We start from the raw sequence: 7,462 nt of genomic DNA, 5'->3' as shown, positions 1-7,462 counted from the left end.
ATTCCTGAAGGCAAGAACAAGCTTAAAGAAGCAACAGGATCAATCGTTTGGGAAGAGGATGTTTTCATGATGCAAAAATAAGAATTTTAACGCAATCCCCCAAGGTTTCAGACTGAGCCGAAAGAGTCTGCTCATTTCTACTTTAGAGGCTTACTTTCAAGGAAAAAAAGAACTGTTTACCGGCTTGGCAGTAGAAAAGTTGGAAAAGGATTGGATTAAATATCCTATATTGCATCTCGACCTGAATATCGAGAAGTATGACACTCCGGAAAGTCTGGATAAGATATTGAATGATAATCTGGAATATTGGGAAAGCCAATACGGCACCCGTCCATCCGAGACATCTTTTTCCCTGCGTTTTGCAGGTATCATTCAGCGTGCTTGTGAGAAGACCGGACAACGTGTAGTTATTCTGGTAGATGAGTATGACAAACCTATGCTGCAAGCTATCGGTAATGAGGAACTGCAAAAGCAATTCCGAAATACTCTGAAGCCATTTTATGGCGCTTTGAAAACGAAGGACGGGTATATAAAGTTCGCTCTGCTCACCGGCGTGACAAAGTTTGGCAAAGTCAGTGTATTCAGTGATTTGAATAATCTGGATGATATTTCAATGTGGAATGAGTATGTCGAAATTTGTGGTGTCAGCGAGCGTGAAATCCATGAAAATCTGGAAGCGGAACTACATGAATTTGCAGCAGCACGTGGAATAACGTATGACAAACTCTGTGAAGATTTGAGAGAGTGTTATGACGGTTATCATTTTACGCACAATTCAATCGGCATGTACAACCCGTTCAGTCTGCTGAACGCTTTCAAGCGTAAGGAGTTTGGTAGTTATTGGTTTGAAACGGGTACGCTTACCTATTTGGTGAAATTGCTAAAAAAACATCATTATGACCTGGAGCGGATGGCACATGAAGAGACCGATGTCCAAGTGTTGAACAGTATAGATTCTGAATCCACCAATCCCATCCCGGTAATTTATCAGAGTGGATACCTAACCATTAAGGGGTATGATGAAGAATTTGGAATGTATCGCTTGGGTTTCCCCAATCGCGAAGTGGAAGAAGGTTTTATCCGCTTCCTGCTTCCTTTTTATGCGAACGTAAATAAGGTCGAGTCGCCTTTTGAGATTCAGAAGTTTGTTCGTGAAGTGCGTTCCGGTGATTATAACTCTTTCTTCCGCCGTCTGCAAAGTTTCTTTGCAGACACTACTTACGAAGTGATTCGGGACCAGGAGCTACATTACGAAAATGTTCTTTTTATCGTTTTTAAACTGCTAGGTTTCTACACCAAGGTAGAGTATCATACGAGTGAAGGGCGCATCGACCTTGTCTTGCAGACCGATAAATTTATTTATATCATGGAATTTAAGTTGAACGGTACGGCAGAAGATGCTTTACAGCAGATTAACGACAAGAATTATGCTCTTCCTTTCGAAATGGACGGACGTAAACTCTTTAAAATAGGAGTAAATTTCAGTGCGGAAACCCGTAATATTGAAAAGTGGATTGTAGAAACAAAAAACTAGCCCGGCAAATAGTGAGGCTAGTCTTTTGAAGTCATAAGTCTTTTTATTCTTTTATTTCCGGAACTAATATAAATTTCGTATCCGGGAAATACTTCTTCAGCCAGTTTTGAATGAAGTTCATCGTATCATTCTGAATCGTTTTATCTTTTACGGTAGGATACATATTATAAAGTACTGTATCCAGTACAATACCGTGTTTTTGTATGGCTTCAAGGCTAAGCAAAGTATGATTGATGCTTCCCAATTTACCGGAAGTAACAAAGATAAGCGGATAATTCTCTTGGGCAATGTAGTCTATTGTCAGAAGCTCTGTTGTTAGCGGAACCATTAAGCCACCTGCGCCTTCGAGCAGAACAAAATCATAGCGTTCGCTCAACTCTTCCGTAGCACGTTTGATTTTGCCGAAGTCAATGGGACGGTTATCCAGTTGGGAAGCTAGATGCGGAGAGGCGGGATAAGAGAAAATTTCCGGCATAGTCAGTCCTTTTTTGTCTTCTTCTGTAAAGGAGATTCCCATGATACGACGATGCAAATCAATATCCTCGGAGTGACCAATGTTTCCTGTTTGGATAAACTTTTGAGTGATGGTACGCTGTCCGTTCTTGTTCCATTCACGAGCTAGAAATCCGGTGGCGTAGCTCTTGCCGGCATCGGTGTCGATACCGCTTACGAAATATACATTCTGTTTCATACTTTTTTCTTTTTTGCGATGATATAAATAGGGTGATAGGTCAGGGACACTGAAGTGCCTTGGGTAAATTCTTGTGTGTAACGTTCACTGAATAACTGCAAGTCACGACGTGTCCGCAGTTGTTGGGAAGAGGTGCCGGATATTCCGGTTACTCCTGTCTGCTTCAAATGATAAAGTACTTTTATGGGGTTATCAAACGAAAGAGAAATAAGTTCTTCTTCCGAATGGAGTATGTCAAAGTGGGATGACAAGGCTGTTACAAGCTCTTCCCGTGAACGATAAGGGAGCCCGTTTCCTGTTAACTCTCGTATCTCTTTCATATTCTCTTTACCGAAAGTGCTGAAAGCGAAATAGCCTTGGCTATTAAGCAGGGCGTTGCACCTTTTGAAAAAGTTTTCAGGAGATTCGAACCATTGCAGAGCCGAGCAGGAAGTAATTAATGTACTTTCAGCGGGGAAAGGAACTGTTTCTGCATCTCCCGGAAGAAAGGAAACTTGTTCTTTTCTTAATATATCCTCACAACAGTACTTCATTTCCGGGCAAAGGTCGTTTAGCAATAATTCTTCCGGCCGAAGAGCCTGAAGTAGCATACGGGAATAAATACCTGTGCCGCATCCGAACTCAATCACTTTTGAACAGGGAAAAGAGATGTGTTCTGTAAGCAGGTGAATCATTTTATCTGCTATCTGCCGTTGTACGTTTGCTTCCTGGGGATAAGTAGCAATGGCTTTAGAGAAACGTTCGGCGATTAGTTGTTTATCCATAAATCGATCATTAGTTGATTTGCATGATTACATTATCAAAAAGGTCTTGTTGATAATGAGCGGCTTCTATATATTCAAGGGAATCCACTTTGTTTCTCCATGCCAGCCATTGGCTATCCGGCAGGAAGATACGGTCGCTTTTTCCTATGATGGCTCTTTGCCATGCAAAATCCGACGGTGGCAATGATAAGTATTGCTTTTGTATGGCAGCAAGCTCTTCTTTGAGCTCTTCAACGGGACGTTGGGGAGCTACTGTCTGAAAAGCCTTGTAATCGGCTGCTGAACCGCACATTCTTCTTTGAAACTTTTGCAGGGATTGTTCATTCAGTCCTTGCAGGGTTCCTTCGAAAATGGTAGGAGTAATCCCTTTCGTTTCATGTATAGGAGAAAGAGTGCCATTGATAGCGATACTTTGGGAAAGGGGCAGGGATGGATATTGTTTCATTATCTGTGAGGCTGCCCATACTCCCATTGACCAGGCAATGAGGGTGATTTCGGAATATTCTTGCAGAATGTCGGCATCGAACTCTAATGAACGATAATCATAGCAAATCATCCAGTCCTTATCGGTCGGGTGAATTTGCAGGAATGGAGTTTCATCCATTCCCCAGCCTGCGAAGAAAAGCAATAGATGCTTTTGATTATTCTTTATGATAAAATACTGTTTCATCCGTTTATCAGTTTAATGAGTTGGTCGATTTCATGTTCGGTGATGTCCGCTGTCAGTGAGAAGCGGATGCGTGAAGTCCCTTCGGGTACGGTAGGCGGACGTACCGGCAATGCGTAAAATCCTTTGCGTTGGAGTTCTTCTGCTTTCAATATGGTATCTTCACTTGCTCCGACAATCATAGGGACAATATGGCTTACCGAGGGGCAATTGTATCCTTTGGTTGTAAGGGCTTCCTTTAGCTTTTCACTGATTTGTAGCAGGTGAGTTCTCTTCTGTTGTAAAGCTGGAAGACGTTCTAACACCCATGAAGTCCACTGAATATTGATAGGAGGAAGTGCAGTGGTGAATATAAACGTGCGCATTTTATTGATAAGATATTCCTGAATGAGTTGCCGGCAGACAATATACGCTCCTGCCGAGGCAATGGCTTTCCCGAATGTACCTACTAGAAAGTCTATATCGTTGATACATTCTTGTTCTTCAGCACATCCTAATCCTTTTTTCCCTCGTACACCAAAAGCATGAGCCTCATCTATATAAAGAAGAATATTGGAATAGCTCTTTTTGAGTTGAATGAGAGCGGGAAGATCAGCTTCATCGCCATCCATGCTGAAGATACTTTCGGTAACAATAATAATCTGCTCATAAGCGTTATGATTTTCAGCAATCAGTCGCTGCAACTGGGAAATATCATTGTGACGATACCGGATACATTTAGCTGATGATAATTTAATTCCGTCTATCAGGCTTGCATGCACCAGCTTGTCAGCAAGAATCAGGGTGTGAGTATTGCAAATGGCAGGAAGTATTCCTGTATTGGCATGATAACCACTATTGAATATGAGTGCACTTTCAGTTCCGAACATGGTGGCTAGCTGTTGCTCCAACTTCTGATAGTCACTAAAATTACCGGTCAATAACCGGGAAGAAGAGGAGGTAGGCAGGAAAGTTTCGGGAGTGAGCGTCCTTAAGAATTCCTCCCTCAATGAAATGTCATTGGCCAGTCCGAGATAATCATTAGAAGATAGGTTCAACATTCGTTGTCCGTTCAGCAGAACATCTCGCCCCTCGTGGATTAGCGGTGGGAGAGAACGGTAATTCTTTTTCTCTTTCAAGGTCTGGAGTTCCTGGTTTATATACTCTAATGTCATGAATTGTTATTTTAAGTAATCAGTATTCGATAGATGAATGATTGAAAGTGTAATCTGTTGTTTATAAGATGTTTATCGTCAGAAGAACTATCCCGGAAGTTTCTCACCGACCAAGGTATCCTTCCTCGGTGAGGAAAGGTCCGTTCCTCACCGAGGAACACCCTTTTGCTCACCGAGGAACAGATCCTTGGGTGAAAATCCGGTAATATTCTTTTTATCTGTCATCTTTTTTGAATGACTTTAAGTAACCCGGAAGTCAGTTTGCTTAATTGTTCCGAAGTAATGATGAAAGGCGGCATTAGATATACCAGTTTGCCAAAGGGACGTACCCAGATTCTTTCTTCCACAAATCGTCGTTGCATATAGGCCATATTTACCGGACGTTTCATCTCAATGACTCCGATAGCTCCGAGTATTCGTACATCAGCTACTTCCGGAAATTCCCGTGCAGGTGCCAGTTCTTCTTTCAGTTGAGTTTCGATTCGCTTCACATTCTCTTGCCAATCGGATTCGAGTAATAGGCGAACGGAAGCGCAAGCTACTGCACACGCAAGTGGATTACCCATAAATGTAGGCCCGTGCATAAAAGCTCCCGGTGCATGGTTGGAGATGGTATCTGCTATCCGGTTACTGGCTAATACAGCAGAAAGTGTCATATATCCTCCGGTCAGTGCTTTGCCGATGCACATGATATCCGGTTCTACTCCGGCGTGTTCCCAAGCAAAAAGTTTGCCGGTACGTCCGAATCCCGTTGCTATTTCATCGAAGATTAAAAGAATATCGTGCTTCCGGCAAAGCTTTTCTGCTTCACGCAGATACTGCGGATGATAAAACCACATTCCACCTGCTCCTTGTACCACCGGTTCCAGGATAAGCGCCGCCAACTCTTTTGAATGTTTTTCAATTATCTCTTGCAGAGGCAGTATATCTTCCGGATTCCATTCTCCGTCGAACCGGGAAGTGGGGGACGGGACAAAATAACGTACAGGCAATGCCGAACCGAAAAGACTGTGCATACCCGTCACCGGATCACATACAGACATGGCATTCCACGTATCACCGTGATAGCCGGAACGGATAGTCACGAAATTGTTCTTTTCCGGTTTTCCTGCTGCATACCAATATTGTACAGCCATTTTCAGTGCCACTTCTACGGCTACCGAACCGGAGTCTGCATAGAATATTTTCTGCATGGAGGAAGGAACCAAAGGCAATAATAGTTTCCCCAATTCAATGGCCGGATCATGCGTCAGTCCTCCGAACATGACATGAGACATTTTATCTAATTGTTCTTTTGCCGCCTGATTCAATACCGGATGATTATATCCATGCACTGCACACCACCAGGAAGACATTCCGTCAATGAGCGTTTGTCCGTCTTCGAGGGTAATGGTAACACCGTCTGCCCGTTTCACTTTATATACAGGAAGCGGATCGGTGGTAGAAGTGTACGGATGCCAGATATGTTCGCGGTCAAATTGGGAAGCGGCGAAATGATAACCTTCTTCCTGAATCATCTTTTTGTCTTCCGATACTTTGGAACCGAGAGTTGTCAGCAGGTCACCTACGATAGCCGAGTTAATACCGATATATAATGCTTTGTGCATCGCCTCGGAAGAAAGTTGTGAACGTCCTCCGGCAAATCTTAGAAAAGCTGTCGGATTAATAAAACGAAAGATAGCGATGGTTTTAAGTATTTCTTCTTCGCTTAAAGGCTGCTCGTTTTCCAGTGGAGTTCCCGGAATCGGACTAAGCAGGTTGATAGGTATGGACTGAACATTCAGTTCTTTTAAAGTGAAAGCAAATTCAATCCGTTGCTCCATCGTTTCTCCCATACCGATGATACCTCCGCAGCAGATATCCATGCCTACACGACGGGCTGCATCAAGAGTAGCTCGTTTTTGTTCTTGTGTATGCGTAGTACAGAGTTTGGAAAAATAAGACGGAGCTGTTTCCAGGTTACAGTGATAACGGGTGATTCCGGCTTCGTATAGGGAACGTAGCTCTTCTTCGTTAAGTAACCCCAGAGAAGCACAGAGCTGAATGGACGAGTGACGTCGCATTTGACGAACGGTATCGCAAAGTTGGGTAATCTGTTTGGGAGATGGTTTTCGTCCGCTGGTAACGAGAGAGAAACGGTTGACGTCCTGGGCTTCATTGTATTTCGCCTGTCGGAGACATTCTTCAGCGGGAAGGAGATCGTAAATCTCGGCTTTAGTCTTGTAGTGAGAGGATTGTGCACACCATTTACAGTTTTCCGGGCATCGGCCGGACTTGGCGTTGATGATGGAACACATGTCGAATTCGTGCGAAGCACGTGCGACGGTAATCTCATGCGCGGCGGCATATAGCGCCTCGCTGTCAGCCATGTTGGCTAGCCAAGCGGCTTGGTCGGGCGAAATATCAATGCCTGCCAACACTTGGTCTTTTATTTCCTGAAGTGTCATAAATGTATGATAAGGGATAGTAATTTTAGCATTCTGCTTGCGAAGGGCAACGTCCACAACATTGATGTGCAGATGACCGATTTGGAATTCACGTCCCATACTCGCAAAAGCGGCATAGTTCTTTCTGCCCCAATAACGGAAGCGGGAAAGAAGGGTACGTGTGGTCTGTATGTGGCGTTGTTGCTTCATTGATTTTTTACTTTTG

Annotated in this window: 5 protein-coding genes and 1 pseudogene; 1 reads left to right on the top strand and 5 read right to left on the bottom strand. The window is 43.5% G+C overall.

Features of this window, described 5'->3' with window-relative positions; translation table 11 throughout:
* Positions 1-121: 121 nt before the first annotated feature.
* Positions 122-1,534: pseudogene (locus LPH68_RS20450) on the top strand (ATP-binding protein); the annotation flags it as partial.
* Positions 1,535-1,577: 43 nt separating this feature from the next.
* On the opposite strand, the gene bioD reads toward LPH68_RS20450, so the two are convergent.
* The 5 genes from bioD to bioA form a co-directional block, all read right to left on the bottom strand.
* Positions 1,578-2,225: a dethiobiotin synthase gene (bioD, locus tag LPH68_RS20445; protein ID WP_004316902.1), complete on the bottom strand. Its 648-nt coding sequence runs from the start codon at positions 2,223-2,225 to the stop codon at positions 1,578-1,580.
* Positions 2,222-2,989 carry a malonyl-ACP O-methyltransferase BioC gene (bioC, locus tag LPH68_RS20440; RefSeq protein ID WP_004316903.1) on the bottom strand — a complete coding sequence of 256 codons (768 nt, stop codon included), beginning with the start codon at positions 2,987-2,989 and terminating at the stop codon, positions 2,222-2,224. Before bioC ends, bioD begins: the two co-directional genes overlap by 4 nt.
* Before the next feature lie 10 nt (positions 2,990-2,999).
* The gene (locus LPH68_RS20435) at positions 3,000-3,659 is read right to left on the bottom strand and encodes a DUF452 family protein (RefSeq protein ID WP_049702470.1); all 660 of its coding nucleotides are present in this window, start codon (positions 3,657-3,659) and stop codon (positions 3,000-3,002) included.
* Complete coding sequence (locus LPH68_RS20430; protein WP_151922910.1) at positions 3,656-4,810, bottom strand: 8-amino-7-oxononanoate synthase; 1,155 nt, start codon at positions 4,808-4,810, stop codon at positions 3,656-3,658. Before LPH68_RS20430 ends, LPH68_RS20435 begins: the two co-directional genes overlap by 4 nt.
* 221 nt (positions 4,811-5,031) lie before the next feature.
* Positions 5,032-7,446: an adenosylmethionine--8-amino-7-oxononanoate transaminase gene (bioA, locus tag LPH68_RS20425; RefSeq protein WP_151922911.1), complete on the bottom strand. Its 2,415-nt coding sequence runs from the start codon at positions 7,444-7,446 to the stop codon at positions 5,032-5,034.
* Positions 7,447-7,462 lie beyond the last annotated feature (16 nt).

Origin of the sequence: Bacteroides sp. 1_1_30, from assembly GCF_020982715.1 — a bacterium.
Taxonomy (GTDB): domain Bacteria; phylum Bacteroidota; class Bacteroidia; order Bacteroidales; family Bacteroidaceae; genus Bacteroides; species Bacteroides xylanisolvens.
The sequence above is the reverse complement of the archived record's forward strand: the minus strand, read 5'-3'. Positions and strand labels throughout refer to the sequence as shown.

Coding starts and splice junctions, on each gene's coding strand:
- bioD (WP_004316902.1), bottom strand. CDS start 2,225: ATGAAACAGAATGTATATTTCGTAAGCGGTATCGACACCGATGCCGGC.
- bioC (WP_004316903.1), bottom strand. CDS start 2,989: ATGGATAAACAACTAATCGCCGAACGTTTCTCTAAAGCCATTGCTACT.
- LPH68_RS20435 (WP_049702470.1), bottom strand. CDS start 3,659: ATGAAACAGTATTTTATCATAAAGAATAATCAAAAGCATCTATTGCTT.
- LPH68_RS20430 (WP_151922910.1), bottom strand. CDS start 4,810: ATGACATTAGAGTATATAAACCAGGAACTCCAGACCTTGAAAGAGAAA.
- bioA (WP_151922911.1), bottom strand. CDS start 7,446: ATGAAGCAACAACGCCACATACAGACCACACGTACCCTTCTTTCCCGC.